This window comes from Lentzea alba (assembly GCF_011067745.1).
Lineage (GTDB): Bacteria > Actinomycetota > Actinomycetes > Mycobacteriales > Pseudonocardiaceae > Lentzea > Lentzea alba.
The window spans coordinates 118924-141632 of record NZ_JAAMPJ010000018.1 but is presented as its reverse complement, the minus strand read 5'-3'; the positions used below and the strand labels follow the sequence as shown (position 1 = coordinate 141632).

General features: G+C 70.2%; 15 protein-coding genes. 4 read left to right on the top strand and 11 right to left on the bottom strand.

The genetic code is table 11. The features are described from left to right. Positions 1-8 precede the first annotated feature (8 nt). Positions 9-2531: a CBM35 domain-containing protein gene (locus tag G7043_RS44210; protein ID WP_166055108.1), complete on the top strand. Its 2523-nt coding sequence runs from the start codon at positions 9-11 to the stop codon at positions 2529-2531. 55 nt (positions 2532-2586) lie between these two features. Here the strand turns inward: G7043_RS44210 and G7043_RS44205 are convergent, their stop codons facing one another. Both G7043_RS44205 and G7043_RS44200 read right to left on the bottom strand, forming a co-directional pair. After that, complete coding sequence (locus G7043_RS44205) at positions 2587-3402, bottom strand: hypothetical protein (protein WP_166055106.1); 816 nt, start codon at positions 3400-3402, stop codon at positions 2587-2589. 41 nt (positions 3403-3443) lie between these two features. Then, the gene (locus tag G7043_RS44200; RefSeq protein ID WP_166055104.1) at positions 3444-3962 is read right to left on the bottom strand and encodes a SigE family RNA polymerase sigma factor; all 519 of its coding nucleotides are present in this window, start codon (positions 3960-3962) and stop codon (positions 3444-3446) included. 111 nt (positions 3963-4073) lie between these two features. On the opposite strand from G7043_RS44200, the gene G7043_RS44195 reads away from it, so the two are divergent. Continuing rightward, on the top strand, positions 4074-7250 hold the full coding sequence (locus G7043_RS44195; RefSeq protein WP_166055102.1) for a S8 family peptidase: 3177 nt from the start codon (positions 4074-4076) through the stop codon (positions 7248-7250). 58 nt (positions 7251-7308) lie between these two features. Here G7043_RS44195 and G7043_RS44190 read toward each other — a convergent pair whose 3' ends face one another. The 4 genes from G7043_RS44190 to G7043_RS44175 all read right to left on the bottom strand — a co-directional run bounded on the left by G7043_RS44190 (position 7309) and on the right by G7043_RS44175 (position 12922). Continuing rightward, entirely contained in the window at positions 7309-7962 is a 654-nt protein-coding gene (locus G7043_RS44190) for a CHAP domain-containing protein (RefSeq protein ID WP_166055100.1), read from the bottom strand. Between the two features lie 27 nt (positions 7963-7989). Next, a complete protein-coding gene (locus G7043_RS44185; RefSeq protein WP_166055098.1) occupies positions 7990-8769 on the bottom strand; it encodes a CHAP domain-containing protein in 780 nt (259 codons plus the stop codon). Positions 8770-8872: 103 nt separating this feature from the next. Beyond that, complete coding sequence (locus G7043_RS44180) at positions 8873-9751, bottom strand: hypothetical protein (protein ID WP_166055095.1); 879 nt, start codon at positions 9749-9751, stop codon at positions 8873-8875. A gap of 117 nt (positions 9752-9868) precedes the next feature. Then, the gene (locus tag G7043_RS44175) at positions 9869-12922 is read right to left on the bottom strand and encodes an AfsR/SARP family transcriptional regulator (RefSeq protein WP_166055093.1); all 3054 of its coding nucleotides are present in this window, start codon (positions 12920-12922) and stop codon (positions 9869-9871) included. Between the two features lie 314 nt (positions 12923-13236). On the opposite strand from G7043_RS44175, the gene chvE reads away from it, so the two are divergent. Further along, positions 13237-14331 (top strand): multiple monosaccharide ABC transporter substrate-binding protein, encoded by a 1095-nt coding sequence (gene chvE / locus G7043_RS44170; protein WP_166055091.1) that lies wholly within the window; start codon positions 13237-13239, stop codon positions 14329-14331. On the opposite strand, the gene G7043_RS44165 is transcribed toward chvE, so the two are convergent. The 5 genes from G7043_RS44165 to G7043_RS49695 form a co-directional block, all read right to left on the bottom strand. Next, a complete protein-coding gene (locus tag G7043_RS44165; RefSeq protein ID WP_166055089.1) occupies positions 14328-14981 on the bottom strand; it encodes a response regulator in 654 nt (217 codons plus the stop codon). The two genes, chvE and G7043_RS44165, sit on opposite strands and share 4 nt — an antisense overlap. Further along, complete coding sequence (locus G7043_RS44160) at positions 14978-16054, bottom strand: sensor histidine kinase (RefSeq protein ID WP_166055087.1); 1077 nt, start codon at positions 16052-16054, stop codon at positions 14978-14980. Before G7043_RS44160 ends, G7043_RS44165 begins: the two co-directional genes overlap by 4 nt. Before the next feature lie 21 nt (positions 16055-16075). Continuing rightward, the gene (locus tag G7043_RS44155; RefSeq protein ID WP_313888395.1) at positions 16076-17422 is read right to left on the bottom strand and encodes an alpha/beta fold hydrolase; all 1347 of its coding nucleotides are present in this window, start codon (positions 17420-17422) and stop codon (positions 16076-16078) included. Between the two features lie 64 nt (positions 17423-17486). Beyond that, positions 17487-20261: an AfsR/SARP family transcriptional regulator gene (locus G7043_RS44150; RefSeq protein WP_166055085.1), complete on the bottom strand. Its 2775-nt coding sequence runs from the start codon at positions 20259-20261 to the stop codon at positions 17487-17489. Positions 20262-20417: 156 nt separating this feature from the next. Beyond that, positions 20418-20552 (bottom strand): hypothetical protein, encoded by a 135-nt coding sequence (locus G7043_RS49695; protein WP_278186043.1) that lies wholly within the window; start codon positions 20550-20552, stop codon positions 20418-20420. Between the two features lie 404 nt (positions 20553-20956). On the opposite strand from G7043_RS49695, the gene G7043_RS44135 reads away from it, so the two are divergent. Then, positions 20957-22537 carry an elongation factor G gene (locus G7043_RS44135; protein ID WP_166055083.1) on the top strand — a complete coding sequence of 527 codons (1581 nt, stop codon included), beginning with the start codon at positions 20957-20959 and terminating at the stop codon, positions 22535-22537. Positions 22538-22709: the final 172 nt, after the last annotated feature.

Below are 22709 nucleotides of genomic sequence, written 5' to 3'. Positions count from 1 at the left end.
GAGCTCCGATGCGTTTCCCTGCCTGCGCGGTCGTTGCCGCGTTAGCGCTCACCTCCCTGTCCCCGTCGGTCGCCGTCGCCGCGACCGAGACCCTGCGCGTGGACCTCGGTTCCTCGACCGGCGCGTTCCGCGGCGGTGCGACGGGCATGCTCTACGGCCTGGGCGACTCCGGTGTCCCGTCCCAGGACCTCGTCGCCGGCATGCGGCTGCGCAGCATCTCGCAGAAGGCGCCCGACGGGGACCAGCACCCCAACGGCGACGCGCTGAAGCTCGCGGACGAGTTCTTCGCCACGGGTGGCAGTGAGATGCACATCTACGCGCAGGACGCGTACAGCAAGTGGCCGTACGAGGACCTGGGCATCGACGACTACGCCGCGAAGTTGCGTCCCCAGCTGGAGAAGGTCGCCCAGCGTCCCGACCGCGACAAGTTCGTGTGGACGATCTTCAACGAGCCGGACGGCATCTGGTACTCGGACTGGGCGAACAAGAAGCAGAAGTTCTTCGCCGACTGGACCAGGATCTACCGCCTGGTGAAGTCCGTGCTGCCGAACGCCCGCATCGCCGGCATCGGTGAGACCCGCTACCGCGCGGACCACCTGCGCGAGTTCCTCACCTACGCCAAGGCCAACAACGTGCTGCCGGAGATGACCAGCTGGCACGAGCTCGGTCCGGACTCGCTCCAGTACTACCGCAAGAACTACGCGGAGTACCGCGAGATGGAAAAGCAGCTCGGCATCTCGCCGCGCGAGATCGTCATCAACGAGTACACCAACAAGCGCGACACCTCGGTGCCCGGCCAGATGGTGCAGTGGATCACCATGCTGGAAGACACCAAAGTGGACGGTCACATGGCGTTCTGGTCCATGGCCGGCAACCTCAGCGACCACGCGGTGCGGGCGGGCCGCGCCAACGGCGGCTGGTGGCTCACGAAGTGGTACGGGGACTTGTCCGGCAACACGGTCAAGGTGACGCCGCCGCAGCCGAACGTCCGGGACACCCTGCAGGGCATGGCCACGCTGAACCGCGGTGGTGCGAAGGCAACGGTTCTGCTCGGCGGCACGGCGAACGAGGTGGACGTCGCTCTCGCGGGCATCGACCGCAAGGTGTTCGGCGACCAGGTCGACGTGCGGGTCTCCAAGGTCAGCTGGAGCGGCTACGAAGGTGACGCGGGACAGCCGCCGGTGGTGGCGGCGTCGCGAATCCGCGTGGCGAACGGCAAAGCGACGGTCAAGGTGCCCGGTGGCGACCAGCTGGCCGCGTACCAGGTGATCGTCACGCCGGCCGGCTCCGGTGCACCGCCGGTGGCGAACGCGCCGTGGCAGGCGAGCTACGAGGCCGAGAACGGCACGGTGGAGAACGCCCAGGTGTACGTCCAGGACGACGGATCGGGTTCCTGGGACATGGCCATGCGCTACACCACGTCCGGCCGCAAGGACGTCGGCTCCATGAACAAGCCGGACTCCCGCGTGACCGTCAACGTGACCGTGCCGCGCACCGGCACGTACAACCTCGGCGTCTTCTACGGCACCAACGCGTTCGTCGGTCAGCAGGCTCTCTACGTGGACGACGCCCACGTGCGGAACCTGACGCTGCCCGCGACGCTGAGCTGGACCTACCGCGGCCGGTACGACACGCCCGTCCAGCTCACCGCGGGCACGCACCGGATCTCGTTGCGCACCAGCGGTCCCGCCGGGTACCTCGGCGGTTCGTCGGACATCACGCTCGACCGCGTCGACCTGACCGAGGTCAAGGGGCCGGAAAGGACGGTGTACCCGCTGTCCGACGCCCGTGGCTCCAGCACGGTCCTGCGGGCGGGCCAGTCCCTCACCACCTACGTGTCCGCGGCGGAGGACGGTTACTACCGGCTCGACACCACCCTGACCTCGACCGGCAAGAGCGCGCTCGGCCTCACGCTCTCCGGCCGCAAGGTCACCGGTGCGACCTTGACCACCACCTGCGCCGGTGCGTGGAACGGCAGCACCACGGTGCACCTCAAGGCGGGCATCACCGAGGTCAAGCTGTCCAACGACGGCAGCACCCCGCTCGTCACCGGCACGCTCACGCTGACCCGTGACGCCGCGGCCGACCGCAACGCGGTCCGCGTCGAGGCCGAGGCCGGTCAGCTGGCAGGCGGCGCGACGATCGCGACGGGCCCGTGGGCGTCCGGCGGCTCCTACGTCGGCTACCTCGGCAACAACGGCACGCTCACGGTTCCCCGCGCCGGGGTGGGCGCCGGCCAGTACAACCTGACCGTCGCCTACGCCCAGGCCGACAAGAACACCGGCCACCCGTACAACACCGACATCATCAACCGGATGCTCGTCGCCACCGAGGCGGGCGGCAAGGCGACGGCCACCCGGTACCGCCACAACTACACGTGGGACGGGTTCTGGCTGGAGACGTCACCGCTCGACCTGGCCACCCCGGCCGGTGCGGTCACCTTCGGCAACCCGGCCGCGTGGGGACCGAACGTCGACTGGGTCCAGTTCGCCCCGCTCGTCGTGGCGAACAAGGTGACGCGGAGGTCCTGACCGAGCGAGCTGATGGGGCCGTCTCCGGGAGTCTTTCCCTGCGACGGCCCCTTTCTCACCACGGCCTGAGGCGTGGGTCAGCGGCCACCGCGGCCAACTGCTGACCGGTCATCGGCATCGCGCTCAAGCCGGGGTGGCCTGCCCTGGCGACTCGGGCGGTCTGCATGACGAACACCAAAGTGCCGTCCGCGTCGCGGTAGCCGGCCCACTGAGCAGGAGCCAGGCCGTCGACGGGCGGGTAGGTGACGTCCGCGACCGCGACCTTCTTGCCGCCGACGTTCACCTCGGTGCACTGAGCCTGGGCGGCGTCCCACGGCACCGGGGTCAGTCCGCAGCCGTCCCCGGTCGTCCTCCGTCCCGGCGTGAAGACCGTGGCGATCATTTCGCCGACACCGCCGTCCTTGGTCAGAGGAGTGCCCGCGGAGTAGCTCCACACCTCTGAGCCGTCGACCACTCCGAGCGAAAAGGCCTCGTGGTTCTTCAACGTCCGGCCGGCGTAGTCGCCGACACCTCTGAGGTCGTCCGGTTTCGCGTACCCGGCCGGTGCCACGGCGTCCAGTGCGGCCGCCAGGGCCACACCCCGGTCGTAGTGCACGCCGGAGGTGGCCGTGCGTCCTTTGGGCGGCGGGTTCTGCCCGACAGAGGGTTGGTCGGCGACGAGTGTGCCGCTGTCGTGGCTCGGGGACGGGGCGAGCACGGCCACCCCGGCCGCGATGACCGCGACCACCGCCGCGCTGCCGATGCTCGCCCGCGTCGCCCGGCGCCGTTTGAGCGCTTGCCGTCCGGCCGCCAGGACGGGTTCTTCCCTCATCGGCGGCAGTGTCACCGCCACGGCGTGGTCCATCGCCGCCCGCAGCTCGCGCTGATCCATCCCGGACTCCTTGCTCTGCGAAACCCAGCTGTTCCCCGTGGTCATGCGCTGGTGGCCGGCACCAGCGACCGCATCGCCGCGAGGCCGCGGGCCAGCTGGCTCTTGACCGTCCCCGTGGTGCACCCCATCGCCTTCGCGGTGTCCTCGACGGACAGGTCCTCCCAGATCCGCAGCACCAGCACGGCCCGCTGCCGGGGAGCGACGGCGGCGAGCGCGTGCGCCAGCACCATGCGGTTCTCGACGTGGTCGTCCGGTTCGGGCAGCGGGCGGTCCCCGACATCGGAGATCGGCTGCTCCCGGCGGAAGAACCCACGCCGTTTCTCGTCCAGGAAGGTCCGCACGAGGATCTGGCGCGTGTAGGAGTCGAGCTTCTCGTCCTGACCGACCCGGTGCCACACCAGGTACAGCTTCACGAACGCGTTCTGGACGAGGTCCTCCGCGCGGTGCCAGTCACCGCACAGCAGGAACGCGGTCGCGCGCAGCGCGCCCGATCTCTCGGCGAAGTACGCCGCGAACCGGTCCTCGCGTTCGGTCTTGGGCTTTTCCCCACCGGCATTCACGCCCTAAGTCACGCCATGTGCCCCCTGAAAGGTTGCAACCCGGCGAGGGGGACATGGCGTGACTTGCTCCACGACGACACGTCGAACCGAACAACCCTGTGGAGATCTTTGATGCGAAGCAGACGAGCCTTACCGGCGCTGCTGGCGTTCGTGATGGTGGCGGCGGTGCCGAGTACGGCTGCCGGGCAAGTGGCTCCCGCGCGACTCGGTGCGGAAGCCGCGACGGTGACGCTGCTGACCGGCGACACCGTCACCGTCAGCGGCAGGCGTGTCGTGGACGTCCGGCCCGCGCCGGGCCGGGAACACTTCCTGGTCGAGTCCTTCACCGACGCGGGCGGCGACCTCAACGTCGTCCCGGAGGACGCGCAGGCCCTGGTGCAGACGGGTGTTCTCGACCCGCGGCTGTTCAACGTCACCGACCTGATCGCCGCCGGGCTGGACGACGCCTCGGCCGACCGGCTGCCGCTGATCGTCGACCACGCCGGGCCGGCGCAGCGCAGTGCCGCCGCCCAGGTCACCCGGGAACTGCCCGCCGTGGGCGCGACCGCCGTCTCCGTGGCCCGTTCCGGCGCGTTCTGGCCGGTGGCGCGCACCGCCGACCACGTGTGGCTCGACGGAAGGGTCCGGGCGGCGCTGGAGCACTCGGTGCCGCGGATCGGCGCCCCGGCCGCGTGGCAGGCCGGCCACACCGGCGCGGGCACCAAGGTCGCGGTGCTGGACACCGGGATCGACGCCACGCACCCGGACCTCGCCGGTGCGGTGGTGGAGGCGCGTGACTTCACCGGTGGGAACGACCCGGACGACCGCAACGGCCACGGCACGCACGTCGCGTCGATCATCACCGGCGAGCACGCCCGGTATCGGGGAGTCGCCCCGGACACCCTCGTTCTCAACGGGAAGGTCCTGGGCGACGACGGCCGCGGCTCCGAGTCGGCGATCATCGAAGGCATGCAGTGGGCGGCGGACCAGGGCGCCGACGTGGTCAACCTGAGCCTGAGCGGCAACCGCAGCGACGGCACGGACCCGTTGTCGCGGGCGGTGAACAGGCTGACCGCCGACACCGGCACGCTGTTCGTCGTCGCCGCGGGCAACGACGGGTACGTCGGGATGCCGGGCACCGCGGACGCGGCGCTGACCGTCGGCTCGGTCGACCGCGACGACACCGTGGCCGAGTCCTCCGGCCGAGGTCCGCGGTACCGCGACGGTGCGATCAAACCGGACATCACCGCGCCCGGCGTCGACATCACCGCCGCGCGCGCCGCGCACAGCGTCCACGGTCAGCCCGGCCAGAGCCACCACCCGTTGTCAGGCACGTCGATGGCGGCTCCGCACGTCGCGGGCGCGGCGGCGATCCTCGCCGGGCAGCACCCGGACTGGACCCCGGACCAGCTCAAGGCCACGCTCATGGGCAGTGCCGCCCCGAAGGACGGACAGCCGGTCTTCGCCCAGGGCGCGGGCCGGGTCGACCTCGGCAAAGCGGTGGTGGCGACCACCTCCGCCGCACCCGCGAGCCTGAACCTCGGCCGGGTGAAGTGGCCGTACCAGGACACCGGCGCGATCACGAAGACCCTCACCTACACCAACCAGGGCAACGCGCCGGCCACCTTCACGCTCGCGGCCGACCTCAAGTACGAGGACGGATCTTCCGCGCCACCAGGAATGTTCACCATCACCCCGGCCGCGGTGACCGTGCCCGCCGGTGGTCAGGCCGCCGTCACCGTCACCGCGGACGTCACGGTGCACGGTCCCGCCGGCGCGCTCGCCGGAACCATCACCGCGACGGCGGGCACCACGGTGGTGCGCACACCGATCGCGGTGCACCGCGAGGTCGAGAGCTACGACGTCGACCTGAGCGCGATCGCCCACGACGGTGCGCCCAGCGTCGACTACCGCTACCGGTTCGTCCCGATCAACGAGGAGAACGTCTACAAGGCCTTCGCCACCGGACCCACCACGGTCCGGCTGCCCGCGGGCGAGTACACCTACACCGGCTTCGTCCGGGACAGCGCGACCGGGCGCCGGGCGTACGTGGTCGAACCGACCTTCACCGTCGGCAAGAAGACCTCGCTGGTCTTCGACGCCCGCGAGGCGGTGCCCGTCGACATCACCGTGGACGACCCGTCCGCCCGCGACGTCTACACCCAGCTCGACTTCGAACGGAAGACCGGCACCGAGTTCGGTTTCACCGCGGAGTCGGTGTGGGCGTACAGCGGCGACCTGCCGCGGCTGACCGTGCGGCCGTCGACCACCCGGCACGACGACTTCACCTTCACCACGCGCACCACCAAGGCGAAGTGGAACGGCCAGTCGTTCGACGGCAGCCCGTACCTGTACCACCTGAAGCACACCGACCGCGCCATCCCGGCGACACCGCGGTGGCACGACCGGACCGGCGACCTCGCGAAGGTCCGGTCGGTGCACGCGAGCACCACACCCGGTTCGACCGGCGTCCGGGACCGGGTCGCGATCCCGTTGCCCGGCACCCTGACCGAGTACTACACACCGGACGTGCCGTGGGCCGTCAACACCTTCGCCGAGGTGGTCGGCGATCAGGCGGTCTCCTACCTCATCCAGTACGTGCCGATGGTGTTCCCCCGTGGGAAGACCACGACCGTCCACTGGAACCAGGGCGTGTTCGGCCCCTCCCTGTCCGACGGCGGCCCCGGCTCCACGGCGTTCCGGTCCGACGACCGCATGATCTTCCAGATCTCCCCGCTGTCCGATCGGCAACCCGGCCGCTTCGGCGAGCTCGGGCTGACCGGCAGCACTCAGCTGCTGCGCGACGGCAAGATCATCGGTGAAACCGGGGATGCGACCTACGGCACGTTCGAGGTGGGCCCGGACCGGGCCGAGTACACCGCCCGCACCACCGGGGACCGCTCCGCCTTCGCGGGCTTGACCACGCGCTACGAAGCCGAGTGGACGTTCACCTCGCAACGATCCCAGCAGCCGCACCAGCAGGTCGAGCTGCCGCTGCTCGCCGCGCGGTTCACCCCGGAGCTCGACGACCGCAACGCCGCGCCCGCCGGCAAGCCCTTCAGGATCCCGATGTCGGTGCAGCGCAACGGCAGCACCACTCCGGGCAGCGTTTCCAAGCCGGCCGTCGAGGTCTCCTACGACGACGGCGGAACCTGGAGCCCGGCGCCGGTCCTGCGTGACCGTGCACAGTGGACAGTGCTGGTGCACCACCCGGCCGGCGCGAAGTTCGTCTCGCTGCGCTCGGCCGTCAAGGACGCTGACGGGAACAGGCAAAGTCAGACCATCATCCGCGCCTACGCCCTGAAATAGCAGGCAAGTCGGCCCCGTCGAGTGCTCGGCGGGGCCGACTTGCCGTGCTCTTCGCGCGTCAGACGGGCGAGACGAAACCGGAAACCTTGCGCTTGCCCTCGCCACCCCGGATGTCGCTGATCTTGCGCCACTTGTCGAAGTACGTGACCTTCTGGCCCACGTTGCCTTCGACGGTCTTGACGTGGGTGGCCTTGCCCTTCTTGTCGAACTTCACGTCGACGACCAGGGCCACGTGGCCCTTGCCGTCCGGGTAGTTGCCGAAGACGACCGCGTCGCCCAGGGAGGGCGTGCTCTTCCACCGTTTGGTGTCCTTGGCCCACTTCTGCCAGTAGGTGGCGTAGTGCCCCTGCTCTTTGTGCTTGACCTTGCCCTTCTTGTCCTTGGGCGCCTTCATCTGGGGGATCTTGGAGGCGCCGCCCTGTGACCAGGCCCAGTTGACGAACACCCCGCACCACTCGGCGGGGCGCACGATGTTGTTGTTCAGCTGGTAGTGCTTGGGGTAGTTGTTGCTGCCCGGCGGATCCTCGGGCTTGTTCCGCTCCTCGATCGCGATCTTCGCGATGCGTTCGCGGATCTTCCAGGTCACGGGATCGGCCTCGGCGGAGACCAGGACCGGGTCGGCGGTGGGGGAGGAGTTGGGGACGAGTGCGCCCAGGCCGATGAGGGCGGCGAGGGCGAGGGCCGCGGTGGCCGCGCGTTTGACGGTGAACATGCGGTTCTCCTTCACGGTCGGGACGGATCAGTTGCCGGGCGACAGGTGGTAGTTCTCGATCACGATCGGCTCGACCTGGCCGGGCTTCGGGGCGGTCTTGGTCTTCTTGGCCGGTTCCTTCTTGACCAGCTGTTTCTTGCCCTTGCCGGACTTGTTCGACTTCTCGTCCGCCTTCCCGTTGTCGCCCCTGGCCTTGGCGTTCATGCCGACGGGCGAGGCGTAACCGGTGATCTGGGCCGTTTTCGGGTCGAGGATCACGCGCTGGGAGACCCGGTCGCTCTTCGTGCCGCTGTTGCCGGAGACGACCGTGAGCCTGCCCTTCTTGTCGACCTTCGTGACGATGCCGACGTGGTCGTCCTCGAAGTCCTTGTTGTCCAAGCGGTACGTGACCGCGTCACCGGGCTTGACCTTCTTGGTGCTCGAGCCCTTCTTCCACGTCTTGTTGGCCATGCCGTAGGAGCGGAAGCTCTTGGCCCCCGAGTTGGTGCCCGTGATCTTCACGCCCGCCTGGTCCCACACGTAGCGGGTGAAGTCGGCGCACCACGCCTGGCAGCCCTGGCCCATCTTGCTGCTGTAGTAGTTGCAGTTCTTGGCGCCTTCGACCTTGTGCTTGCTGTTCAGTTCCCGCTCGGCGACGCGGACGATCTCCGCGCGGGTCTTGGCGTCCACCGAATCGGTGGCAGCGACCAGTTCCGGCACGGCGGTGACGGTCTGCTGGCCGGCCGTCGCGCCCAGCAGGGCGACGCCGATCGCCGCGGCGGCGACGAGTCCGATTCCGGCGGTGGTGGTTTTGACCGAGGTGCGCATCTCCACTCCAGTAGGTCGTTGTGTCCCTTGGTGCTCCTGTGGACGAGGCGGAGCAGAGCCGGCACGGCCGATGCGAACGTGGCCGTGCGGGCTCCTCCCCGGCTCAACCGCGGGAGACCAGGACGACCTCGTTCGCGCCGATCGTGCTGATGGTGTTCGTGCCGATGTCCTGCGGTTCGGCTCGGCTCGGCAGGACGGTGTAGGGCTGCGACGTCACCACCACCGGTGCGGGCGGGTGTATCTCGACGGGCTCCGCCGGCGCGGACGGCTGGGATCGGACCTGAGGTGCGACTTCGACAGGCGTGATCTGCCGTTGCACGACCGGTTGTGTGAAGCCCGGTTGCGTGAGTTCCGGTTGTGTGGGTTCCGGTTGCGTGAAGTCCGGTTGCGTGGATTCCGGCAGAGTCGTTTCGGGCTGTTCCAGGGACACGACCCGCACGTCGGGCTCCGGCACACCGACCGGCTCGGCGGGAATTTCCGCCACACCGCTGTCGATGACCGGCGCGGGCGCGGGCGCGGGCACCGGCACGTGCACAGCGGCGTCCAGCGCGACACCGGAGGAGACGTCGGCCAACACGTCGGCCGACACGTCGCCGCTCAACTCGACCGCGCCCGAGTCCTCCTCGGTGCCGCTGTCCTCGACGTCGACCGCCTCGACGCCCGAGTCGGCCGGCTTGTCCTGCTCCACCGGGGCCTGCTCGTCGGTGCCGTTCTCGACCGGCGCCTCGTCGGCGGGGACCTCGTCCGGCTGCTCCTGCTCGGGGGGCGGGGTGGTGTCCGGCAGGGTCTGCCCGCCCTGGCTCTGCAGGGCGCCGATCACCGAGTCCGCTCCCTGCTGGTGACCGAGCAGGAACGCCGCGATCCCCACCAGCGCGAGGCCCGTCAGTCCCAGTGCGGCTCTGGTGAGCCACAGCCGGGGGTTCTCCGGCGCCTGCTCCGGCGGCCCGGACCGGACCCGGACCGCTTTTCGTTGTCGTGGCATGTGATTCCCTCCGTCTTCCGGTGTTCGAGGCGTCACCGAGGTTGGAGATCACGTGCCAAACAAGCGCAAAGGAAGCGTTGTATCGCCTGGTGAGCGGGGTCGCTCAGGAGTCTTCGTTCACTCCGGGTCGCCGAGGTCGGCCAGCCGCTTGGCGACGTGGTCGGCGTCCGCCGCTCCCAGTTCGGTCAGCGTCGCCAGCGACAGCCGCCACAGGCGTTCGGCCTCGCGCACGTCGTCCCAGGCGAGGTGCACGTCGCCGAGCGCGGCTTGGGCCCACGCGTGGGCGTAGCGGTTGCCGCTGTGCTCCGTCCGGGTCAGCGCCTCGTGCAGGAAACCGGCCGCCTCGTCGGGCCGGCCGAGCTTCAACGCCACCTCGCCGGCGCAGTTGAGCGCGGACTCCACCGCCGAGCGGTCGCCGGTCTCGCGCAGGATGGTCAGCGCGGCGATGACGTCGCGGTAGGCGTGTTCGTGGTCGCCGCCGTGCTGCCGGGCGGACGCGGTGTTGATCAGCGCGATGCCCTCGCCGGTGCGGTTGCCGGTCTCGCGGTGGATCACGATGGCCTGTTCGAGGCTCGCCAACGCCTGCGCGTGGTCACGCCGCTCGACGTGCACCACCCCGATGTTGCCCAGCACCTTGGCCTCGGTGATCCGGCTGCCCGCCGACCGCGCCTGCTCCAGCGCTTCTGCCAGCAGATCGAGCAGTTCCTCGTAGCGACCCTGCCGGTGGTAGACGACGCCCATGTTGTTGAGCACCCGCCCGATCGCGCCGTCGTCGCCGAGGTCGCGCGCCAGTGCCAGCGCCCGCCGCAGTTCGTCCAGCGCGTCCTCGTACCTGCCGTCCTGGGCCAGCGCCCACCCGAGCAGGCTGCGGGCCTGCGACTCGGTCACCTCGTCACCGGTCTCGTGGGCGATCTCCACGCAGGGGCGCAGCTGGTCGATGACGATGCCCCCGCCCGCGCGGACGCGCGTGGTGCCGGTGTTGAGCATGAGCCGGGCCTCCCAGACGCGAGAGCCCGACGCGCGTGCCGCGCGCAACCCGTGCTCGCACAACGCCAGCGCCGCCGGAATCTGGCCGGTCACGTCGAGGTGCCGCCACACCGCGCCCGCCAGGTGCGCGGCGTGCTCGTGCAGGCCGTGGTCGGCGGCGTGGGCGGTGACGTCGACCAGGTTGTCGCGTTCGGTGTCCAGCCACGCCCTGGCCTCCTCGGCCGTGGCCAGGGAGGGCATCGGGCCGTCGATCGCGGTGGCGTCGGGCCGCCGGTGCTTTTCGGCTGGGTACACCACGTCCACGGCGATCGCGGCGGCGTGCCGGTAGTGGTCAGTCAGACGGGTGAGCGCGGCACGGCTGTCCGGCGCCGCGGCCGGGGCCTGTTCCACGGCGTAGGCACGGACGAGGTCGTGCATCCGGTACCGGCCGCGGGCGCCGTGGCCGATCAGCGATGCCTGTTCCAACGCCCGCAGTTCCGCCCGCGCGCGGGCGATCGGCAGCCCGGCGAGGTTCGCCGCCGCGAACAACCCGATGTCCGCGCCCGGCGCGAGGCCGAGCAGCGAGAACAACGCGGCCTGCCCGTCGGTCAGGGCGCGGCGGGACCAGGACAGCACGGTGGGCAGGCTGGCGGCCGGTTCCTGGCCGGCCAGCGCGTCCAGGCCGAGATCGCGCAGCTCGCCGGTGAACTCGGCGAGCGGAACGTGCGGCTGGGTGTGGGCACGCGCGGCGATGATGCCCAGGGCCAGCGGAAAACCGCCGCACAGTCCGATCAGATCGGCCACCGCCTCCGGGTCCGCGGCCACGCGGGCGGCGCCGAGCCGCCGGGTGAGCAGGGCGCGTGACTCGTCGTCGGTGAGCACGTCGAGCGCCAGGTGGTGCGCACCGTGCGCGGTGACCAGGCCGGGCAGGTGGTTGCGGCTGGTGACCAGCACGGCGCAGGTCCGCCCGCCGGGCAGCAGCGGAGTGACCTGGGAGGTGTCCGCGACGTTGTCCAGCACGAGCAACATCCGCTTGTCCGCGATCGTGCTGCGGAACAGCGCCGCCTGGGCGTCGGGGTCGGCGGGCAACCTGTCCACGCCCAGCGCGGCGAGGAACCCGCGCACCACCACCGCCGGTGACAGCGGTACGCCCTCCGGACCGAACCCCCGAAGATCCGCGAACAGCTGCCCGTCGGGAAACCGGTCGGCGTACCGGTGGGCGCAGTGCAACGCCAGCCAGGTCTTGCCGATGCCGCCCGCACCGCTGATCGTGACGATCACCGTTCCGTCCTCGGGGTCGTCGAGGGCGGCGAGCAGCGCGGCGAGGTGGTCGTCGCGACCGGTGAACAGGCGTGGCGGCACGGGCAACTGGCGCGGCACCGGCGTTGTTGCGGCGACCGGTTCCACCGTGGCGGCGGCCAGGGTGGGGTCCGAGGTGAGCACGCGCTGGTGCAGCGCCCGCAGCGCCGGTCCGGGGTCGACACCCAGCTCTTCGGCCAGCCGCTGCCGGACCAGCTCGTACTGGTCGAGGGCGTCGGCCTGCCGTCCGCAGCGGTACAGCGCGAGCACCAGCTGTCCGGCGGCCCGTTCGTCGAGTCCGTCCTCGGCGACCCGCGCGAACAGCTCCGGCAGCAGTTCGTCGTGCCGCCCCAAGGCAAGCGCCCAGTCGACGCGATCCGCGTCGAGCGAGGCGCGCTCCCGGTGCAGCCGCTCCCGAACGGACGACGCCCACGGCGTGTCCAGCTCCGCCAACGGTTCGCCGCGCCACAGTCCCAGCGCTTCCTCGGCCAGCACCACCGCGCGCCGGGGATCGTCCGCCTGCCGGGCCCGCGCGGCCAGTTCGCCGAACCGGGTCACGTCCACCACGTCGGACGCGACGCCGAGGACGTAGCCGATCCCGTCCCGTTCGATCGTCACACCGGCCGGCGCCAGCGCCCGCCGCAGATGCGACAGGTAGGTCCGCAACGCGGATTGCGCGCGGCTGGGCACGCGCTCGCCCCACACGCGGTCGACCAGGCGATCGGGCGGCACCGGCCGTCCGGCGTCGACCGCGAGCGCGGCCAGTACGGCACGTTGCCGTGCATGGCCGACCGGTACGGGCACGCTTGCCAGACGCACCTCCACGTCACCCAGCAAGCCGAGCGACAAGTCCGGTGCGTGTGCTCCCCCCTCGTTGTGCACGATCACTGCATACCGGGTGCGCACGGGCGTCACCACGAGATTGGGCGATCTTCGCCCGGATGCCCGGGGATGTCCCGACTTCCGTGCCGACCTGCGTCCTGTTAGGACGGACCGGGATCGGCCCTTCGGCACGGCGCACTTCCTCGGGGTGATCTCGGCACGTCACCGTCGGAGCCGGTGTCTGAGTGGCGCGACATCTGAGCCTTGAACAGACCAACATCACTTGTTAACGTTCACACCCGCTCGTGGCGCGGATCACACTTGAACGGTGTTTCTCGGCCCGCTCCAGGAGCCGTGGCGATCGTCAACATCGATGTTGATCCGTGCGAGGAGCCGGCATGAGGTTATCGAGATCAGTGGTGCCGGCGGTCCTGCTGCTGGTGGCGGCGTGCGGCGCACCCGCGACCGGCGAGCAGGTCAAGGCCCCCGAGGCGGCGCTCGTCGGCGTCACCATGCCCACGACCTCGTCGGAGCGCTGGATCCACGACGGCGAGAACATCAAGCGGGACCTGGAGAAGAAGGGACACCGGGTCGACCTGCGCTACGCCGAGAACGACGTCGCCAACCAGGTGAAACAGATCCAGGGCCAGATCGCCGCAGGCGCACAGCTGCTGATCATCGCTTCGGTGGACGGCTCCGCGCTGACCCAGCCGCTGCAACAGGCCGCGGACGCCAAGATCCCGGTGATCGCCTACGACCGGCTCCTGCGAGGCAGCCCCTACGTCGACTTCTACGCGACGTTCGAGAACTTCCGAGTCGGTGTGTACCAGGCCGAGTCGTTGCTGACCGGGTTGGGACTGCGCACCCCCGAGGGGCAACCCAGCTCCGCGAAGGGGCCGTTCAACATCGAGCTGTTCGCCGGCTCGCCGGACGACAACAACGCGTCGTTCTTCTTCAACGGCGCCATGTCCGTGCTCAAGCCGTACCTCGACAACGGCACACTGGTGGTGCGCAGCGGTCAGACGGACTTCCAGACCGTGACGACCCTGCGGTGGGACGGCGAGACCGCCCGCAAGCGCATGGAGGACGTCCTGGCCTCGTCGTACAAACGCAACAAGGTGAACGGCGTGCTCTCGCCGTACGACGGCATCTCTCTCGGCATCCTCACCGCGCTGAAGAACAACGGCTACGGCCCCGTCTTCCCGATCGTGACCGGACAGGACGCCGAGCTCGCCTCCGTGAAGTCCATCATCGCGGACCAGCAGTACTCGACGATCTACAAGGACACCCGCGAACTGGCCACCGCCACGGCGATGATGGCCGACTCCGTGCTGAAGGGCCGGACGCCGCCGCAGCTGAACAACCTCAACGACTACGACAACGGCGTCAAGGTCGTCCCCGCGTTCCTGCTGAACCCCGTGAGCGTCGACAAGACCAACTACCACAAGGTTCTCGTGGAGTCCGGCTACTACACCGACGACCAGCTCCGTTAAGAGGAAGCACTCACCAGGGCGTGCTCGTAGGCGTAGATCACCAGGTGTACGCGGGTGCGCAGGCCGAGTTTGGCGAGCACCCGCGCCACGTGGGTCTTGACCGTGCCCTCGCCGACGGTGAGGGCACGGGCGATCTCGGCGTTGCTCAGCCCGCGCGCCACGTGCCGCAGCACCTCCTGTTCGCGTGGGGTGAGCAGGTTCAGTTCGGCCGGCACGGGCCGGGGCGTGAGCTGCGCGAAGCGGCGGATGGTGCGGCGGGTGACCTGCGGGTCGATCAGTCCCTGTCCTTTCGACGCCGCACGAACCGCCTCGACGAGCAGCGCCGGTTCGCTGTCCTTGAGCACGAAGCCCGCCGCGCCCGCCTGGAGTGCGCCGAACAGGTACTCGTCGACGTCGAACGTGGTCAGCGCGACGACGGCGGGCGCGGGGTTGATCGACTCGGCGATCCGGCGGATGGCCGCCAGCCCGTCCATCCGCGGCATGCGCAGGTCGAGCACCACCACGTCCACGCGTTGCCACCGGGCCTTGTCGACGGCTTCGGCGCCGTCGGCGGCCTCGTCGACCACCTCGATGTCCGGTTCGGCGTCGAGGACCAGGCGCAGTGCCCACCGGACGGGCTCCTGGTCGTCGGCGATCAGCGTGCGGATCATCGTTGTTCCCGCAGCGGGAGCCTGGCCTCGACGAGCCAGCCGCTGGGCTGGTTCGCCTCGATCCGCAGGGTGCCGCCGAGCAGCCGGGTCCGTTCCCGCAGGCCGCGCAGCCCGGTGCCCTCGGCCGGTGGGCCTGGGGTGGTGGAACCGTTGTCCGCCACGGTGATCACGACTTCGTCCGGGGTGTGCTGCAGGCGCAGGTCGACCTGGGTCGCGTCGGAGTGGCGCAGCGCGTTGGTGAGCGCTTCCTGGGCCAGCCGGTAGCCGGCGTGATCGACCAGCGGCGGCAGGGTGCTCGGCGCCGGGCCGTTCCTGGTGAGGGTGACCGTGCGGTCCGGGCCGGTCACGTGGTGCACGAGAGTGTCCAGGTCGGTCAGTGTGGTGCCGTGCGTGGGCAGTGCGGCCAGGACGTCGCGGACCTCGGTGAGCGCGGTGGCCGAGGCTTCGGCGATCGTGACCAGCGCCCGGTCGGCGACCGGCGGAAGAGAGCGGGCGACGTGCCGGACGGCGTTGGCCTGCATGCGGATCACGGTGAGGTGATGGCCGACGGCGTCGTGCACCTCGCGGGCGATGCGGGCGTGTTCCTCGGCGACCACGCGGCGGGTCTCTTCCCGGTAGAGGCGTGCGGCCTGGTCGGCGCGGTCGCGGTGCATCCGCAGGGCGTAGCCGATGGCGGCCGGCGCGAGGCCGAGGAGAAGGAGGTCCGTCCAGGTCGCGGCCGTCGGCGAGTGGACTCCCGCTGCGGCCAGGACGAGGAACCATCCGACGGCCGGCACGAGCACCGCCGATCGGGGACGGTGGTACGCGGCGGAACCGAACGCGGCCATGCCGACCAGGCGCCCGGGCCAGTCCGGCACGGCGGCGACGAGCACGATCGTGGCGCACGCGAACGCCGTGATCAGTGGAAAACGACGGCGCAGCAACAAAGGAGCCGCCACCGCGACCGAGGCGGTGACCACGACGACCGGGCTCGTGGAGCCGCGTTCGAGCAACCCGAGCACGGACACGACGACCGCGGCCGCACCGGCGAACACCGCGTCGCGCCCGAGGGTGTCGCGAAGCCGCGAGTCCATTTCCCAGTTGTACACGGCTGATCAGACCGGTGTGCCGCACCGCGCGCCCGGCGCCGGCAAGTCCCCGGTCCACAGGTAGCGGTGCACGCGGTCGCGGACGCACGCGTTGCCGTTGAGGTAGAGCCCGTGGTTGCCCTCCGCGGGCAGGTACGCGCCCCTGAGTTGCGCGGCGACCCGGCGGCCGTGCTCAGCGGGGGTCAACGCGTCGTGCTCGCCGTTCGCCACCAACACCCTCGGCATCGCGGACAACGCGGCCGGCGGGTTGAGACCCGTCCTCGGCACGCCCGAGCAGTGCCCGGAAACCCGCCACGGGGTCACCGCCCACCCCAGCCGGGGCGCGATCGCCCGCAACTGGTTCTCCACCCGCTGCACAGCCGGAAAATCGTCCGGGAAGGGGAAGTCCGCGCAGAGCGCCGTCCTCGCGAGCCGGAAATCAGGCGGAGCTGGCCGCGGTGTCATCGCCGTCGTGTCGCCGGCTTCCGCCTGCGCGAGCCCGGTGGCCAACGCTGGCCAGCCCTTGTCGTTGCCGATCCGCGCCGCGGCCCACCTGATGACCGCGGACGCCTCCACGCCGGGCATCGACAGCACGCGGTCCCACACGGCGATCACGTCCTTGCCGTGCAACGCGCAGCCGGTGTCCGTCGCACACCACCGCGCCATCCGATGGAGGTTGTGCTCCGCCGTCACGGCACCTGCCCGCGCCCACGCAGCCGGGTCGCGCTGAGTGTGGTCCAGCACGCTGTCCAGGTACATCCGCCCGACCCGGTGGCCGAACAGCTCCGCGTACGACTGCCCGTACACCGTTCCGTACGAGTTGCCGAAGTAGTTGAGCCGGCGTTCACCCAGCGCACGCCGGATCGCGTCCATGTCGTGCGCGACCTGGCGAGCGTTGAGGTGTCCCCGGTACGCGCCCATCGCCTCCGCGCAGTCCGCCGCGAACCGGTCGTTGGCGGCGGCGTACTCCCGGTGAGCGGACTCGATCACCGGCGAGGCCAGCGGGGCGGGATTCGGACTCGGACAGGTGACGTCCATGCCACGCGGGTCGAACACCACGACGTCGAACCGCGCCGCGAGGTCCGCGAACTGGTCGCGGTAGCCCGGAAACGCGAAGTTGGGGATGCTCGACCCCGGGCCGCCAGGGTTGACCAGGAGGACACCGAGCTTCTGTTCCCCGGCCGGGATCTTCAGCAGCGGGACGACGACCTGGGCGCCGCCGCCCGGACGGGTCCAGTCGGCGGGAACCACGACTTCGGCGCACCGCAACCCGTCGTGGCACTCCCGCCACGCCAGGCCCTCGGCAGCGGGGGCGACCCCGGCGCCTCCCACGAGCAGGGTGACCGCGACCAGGAGTGTCATCAGCGCTTTCACGCCCCGATTCGATCACCCGGATCGGGCCGGCACGTCTGCCTTTCGACAGACATTTCGGCTGAGCTCACCCTCGTCCCGCACCGGCGAGGACGTGCAGCCTCGCCCGCACGTCGGCGGCGTCGGGGTGGTGCAGCGCTTCGAGGATGCCGGCTGCCCGCCGCAGTGCGTCACTCGCGGCCGCGGGATCCTGTTCCGCCTCGTAGACGTCGGCCAGCCGCCCGAACGTGGCCGCTTCCTCGAACCGGTCCCCGAGCTTGCGGTACAGGTCGAGAGCGTGGGCGTAGCACTCGACGGCCTGCGACCGGTGGCCCATGTGGTGGTGCACGTAGCCCAGGCTGTCCCAGGTGACGGCTTCCGCCGTCCAGTCACCGAGTTCGCGGTGCCCGTCGAGCGCCTCTTCGCAGAAGTGCAGGGCCTGCTGGTGATGACCGAGCCGGCAGTGGTACCAGCCGACCTGGTTCAGCGCGGCGGCTTCCCCGGCTCGGTCATCGCACGAACGGGAGAGCGCCAACGCCCGTTCGCCGCACTCGAGTGCTTCCTCGAACCGCCCTCGTGTGTCGGCCAGCAGCGCGAGCCCGCGGAACACGCCGGCCTGCGCTTCGGGATCCGAGTCGAGTTGGAGCGCCGCGTTCAGGTGCGCCTGCGACTCCTCGAAGGACCGCAACAGGATCAGCGCGTGCCCGAGACCGCGGTGCGCACTCGCCAACGCCCGCTGATCGCGGAGCCGGCGCCCCGCCGCGAGCGCGACGTGCCCGACCTCCGTCCAGTCGTGCCACCGCCCCTTGCGATCGAGGTGGTCGGCCATGGTCCACGCGAGCTGCCACACCTGCTCGTCGAACCCCGTGTCGACGGCGAGGTGCATCGCCGCGATCAGCACCGCGGTTTCGGCCTCGAACCAGCGCCACGCCTCGGAGTAACCGCCGAGCACCTCGGGAGTGGTTCCGGGCGAGGGGCCCTTCAGCGTGATCGGGGTCCGCATCGGCCGCAGGAGCAACGCGGCGCGCCAGGCGGTGTGCAGGTAGTGGTCAACCACGCGGCGCAACGCGTCGGTGCGGACGGTTTCGTCGTCCTCGGCCTGCGACTGCTCGGCGGCGTAGGCCCGGACGAGGTCGTGCAGGGCGAAGCGGCCGGGTAGCCGTTCCTCGACGAGATGCACTCCCATCAACTCGTCGAGCGCGTCGCCCGCGGTGGCGAGATCCACCCCGGCCAGGCTCGCGGTCGCGGGTGTGGTGAAGTCCGGACCGGGATGGATGCTCAGCAGCCGGAACATCCGGGCCGCCGCCGGCCGCAGGTGCTGGTACGACCACGAGATCGCCGCGCGGACGTTGGTTTCCTGATCGGTGCCGTCGAACGCGTCGAGCCCCGCGCGCTCGGCGGTCAGCTCCTCCGCCAAGGCGCGCAAGGGAAAAGCGGGGTTGAGCGCTGCCCGCGCGGCGAGCACGGCCAGCGCGAGCGGCAACGCGCCAGACCGTGCGATGAGCTCGTCGACCACGTCGGGTTCCGCGTCGACGCGGTCGCGGCCGAGATGACGACCGAGGAGCTCGCGCGCGTCCTGTCCGGGCAGCGGCCGCACCGTCACCGCGTGCGCGCCTTCCCTCGCCACCAGGTCGAACAACCGAGTCCTGCTGGTGACGAGCACCGCGGAGTTGCCCGCTCCCGGCAGCAGGGGCTGGACCTGTCCGACGTCGCGCGCGTTGTCCAGCACGATGAGCATGCGCCGGTCACCGAGGAGACCGCGGTACATCGCGGTCTGCGTGTCGAGATCGGTGGGCATTCGATGGGGCGACACCCCCAGTGCGAAAAGGAAACCCCGCAATGCCCCGGACGGCGCCACCGCGGTTCCGGTGCGGTCGAATCCACGCAGGTTCACGTACAACTGGCCGTCGGGGAACAAGTCCTGAACGCGTTGGGCCCAGTGCACCGCGAGCGTCGTCTTCCCGACCCCGGCCGGACCGCTGATGGCCACGACAACGGCTTGTCCCGGTCGCGAACGCTGAAAACGCAGTGCCTCGTCCAGCACGACCAGCTCGTTTTCGCGTCCCACGAAATGGGGCGTGTGCGCGGGCAGTTGCCTCGGCACCGGCGCCGCATCGGACGCGACAGCGCCGGATACCGCGATTCGCTCGTCCGGCCCGCGCTCGTAAAGCTCCCGCAACCGCGGACTCGGATCGACACCGAGTTCGTCCGCGAGCCGACGCTGGATCCGCTCGTAGTGCCGATCGGCCTCCGCTGACCGTCCACTTCGGCGCAACGCGACGACCACCTGGCCGGTCAGCCGCTCGTCCAGCGGATGAACGGCCGACTCAGCCAGCAACTCCGGCACCAGCTCACGGTGGTGACCAAGCCTCAGTTCGACGTCGTTGCGGTCCAGCGTCGCGGCGAACCGCTCGGCTTCGAGCGTCGCGCGCAGGCCGTCGATCCACGCGGTTTCCAGAGCACCGAACGGTTTTCCGCGCCACAGCGCGAAAGCACGCCCGAACAGCTCCGCCGCCAGCTCGTCCTCCGCCGCCCGCGCTTGGGCGATCAACCGGCGAACGCGGTGGAGGTCGACCATCCCGCCGTCACCGGTGAGCACGTAACCCGAGCCCTCGCGGACGATCGTGATTCCTTCCACCGCCCGGAGGTTTCGGCGCAAGCGGGTGAGATAGCCGTAGAGCACCTTGCGGCCGCCCTTCGGCTGGTTTTCATCCCACACACGACTGAGCAACTGATCGACGGAAACGGCTGTGCCGATGTCGTGGACCAGCGCCACTAGAACGCAGAGTTGGCGCGCGTGCCCCATCGCGACACTTTCCCCGTCGACTCGCATCTCGATGTCGCCGAGCACTCGGAACTCCACGGCCATACCACCGTACTAGCGCTTTTCATCAGGCAATTCAAGGAATTCCGATTCGAAATTCCGAGTTCTTCCTCTCGGCGAATCGGTGAACAGGTCGATGCCCGCGAAGTTCACCTCGGCTCCGGCCGCGGCGGCACCCGGGAACGCCGTGCAACCTCACGAACACGGGAGGGCGACCGGCCGGCCGGGCGTCGGCCACGTGATGGGGACGCCGGCGGCACCGAACGCCTGCTGCGCCTGGTCGCGGTCCTCGGTGTAGTGCGTCCAGCCCTCGGCGTGCACGACCACCACGAGCGGATCGCCGAGCCGGCGGCGGGCCTCGACGGCCTGGGCACCGGCCGAGCGACAGCCGCACGTCGCCGAACGCGTCGAAGCTGGCCGCGCCCAGGTGCAGCAGCGCGACCACGCCTGCCCCGGCCGGCAGCTGTTCGGCCCTGACCGACTTCGCGCTCGGTGTCACCGACGCGTTGCGGCACCTGCAGAACTGGGCCGAGCAGCACACCGGCGACTACGTCCGGCATCGCGAAGAGCACAAGGCGGACGCGTAGCCCTCGCGGCGAACAATCTCGGTTGCACCGCGGGGCGGCGGCCTGCTGCACTGCTCATGACCAGTCGTCCGAACAAGGAGAGGCACATGCGCGTGGCGTTCATGTTCACCCAGAAGGTTTTCGTTGCCTATCTAGAGGACATGACGCTTGTCGCGCACCTTGAACTTGGGAATTCTGGCTCACGTCGACGCTGGTAAGACCAGCCTCACCGAGCGGTTGCTGCACACCGCCGGTGTCATCGACGAACTCGGCAGCGTGGACGCGGGGAACACGCAGACCGACTCGCTCGCGCTCGAACGGCAGCGCGGCATCACGATCAAGTCGGCCGTCGCGTCGTTCGTCGTCGACGACGTCGTGGTCAACCTGATCGACACGCCTGGCCACCCGGACTTCATCGCCGAGGTGGAGCGGGTGCTCGACGTGCTCGACGGCGCCGTGCTGGTGGTGTCCGCGGTGGAGGGCGTGCAGGCGCAGACCCGCGTGCTCATGCGCACGTTGCGGCGCCTGGAGATCCCGACTGTCGTGTTCGTGAACAAGATGGACCGTCGTGGCGCTGATGGGCAACGCGTGGCACGTGACGTGGTCGAGAAGCTGGAAACCGACGCGCCGATCTACTTCGGATCCGCGATCACCGGTGTCGGCGTGGACGACCTGGTTGCCGGTGTCACGTCGTCGTTGCCGTCGATCGACCCGGTCGACGGTCCGTTGGCCGGCACGGTGTTCAAGGTCGAACGCGGCAGGGCGGGGGAGAAGGTCGCGTTGGTGCGGCTGTTCTCCGGGACCGTGCGGGTGCGTGATCGGGTGAAGATCGGTGACAGCGCAGGGAAAGTCACCGCGATCGCGGTGTTCGAGGGCGGCGCCGCGCCACGCCGTGCCACCGCCAGGGCCGGGCAGATCGCCAAGCTCTGGGGCCTCGACGTCCGCATCGGCGACACGATCGGCGTCGCTCATCGCGACCGCGTCCGCCACTTCGCGCCACCGACGCTGGAAACCGTGGTGGAATCGCATGATCGGGTGGCTCTGCACGCCGCACTGGAGCAGCTCGCCGAGCAGGATCCGTTGATCAACCTGCGGCTCGACGGCGACGACATCGTGGTCTCGTTGTACGGCGAGGTGCAGAAGGAGGTCCTCGAGACGACCCTCGCCCTGGAGTACGGCGTCGCCGTCACGTTCCGCGAAACGAGAACGGTCCGCGTCGAACGTCCCCAGGGTGTGGGCGAGGCGGTGCGGTTCATCGGTGAGAACCCGTACGCGGCCACCATCGGGCTCAGGGTGGAACCGGGGCCGGCGGTGTTCCGGCTGGAGGTGGAGCTGGGCTCGTTGCCCCGCGCCTTCTTCACGGCCACCGAGGAGGCGGTGCGTGGCACGTTGCGCGCGGACCGGGTTCACGACTGCACGGTCACGATGACGCACTCCGGTTACTCGTCACCGGTGAGCGTGGCGGGCGACTTCCGGGGCCTGGCGCCGATCGTGCTGCGGGAAGCGTTGCGGCGAGCGGGAACTGCGACGTGCGAACCGATGCACCGCTTCCGGCTGGAGATTCCGGCCGACGTGCTCACCGCGGTGCTCGCCGCCTTGAGCAAGGTCGGAGGCGTTCCGCTGACGACGACCGCTACCGTTCTCGAAGGATTCGTTCCGGCGGCGCGGGTGCACGAGCTGCGACGAAGACTGCCCTCGCTGACCCGTGGGGAAGGTGTGCTGGAAAGCGAGTTCGACCACTACGCCTGAGGCATCCGGCCACCTGGCTGGAGCGCCCCCGCCAGTCAGGGATCGCCCGTAGTCCCAAGGTCTACCACCGGGTCAGACCACGGGCCGATGTGCGAGCTGTGTCCTTTCCGGTGAGCTGTGCGGCAGGCAGACGTGATCGTGACGGCACCCCGACGCCGTCCTCCGTCGAGCC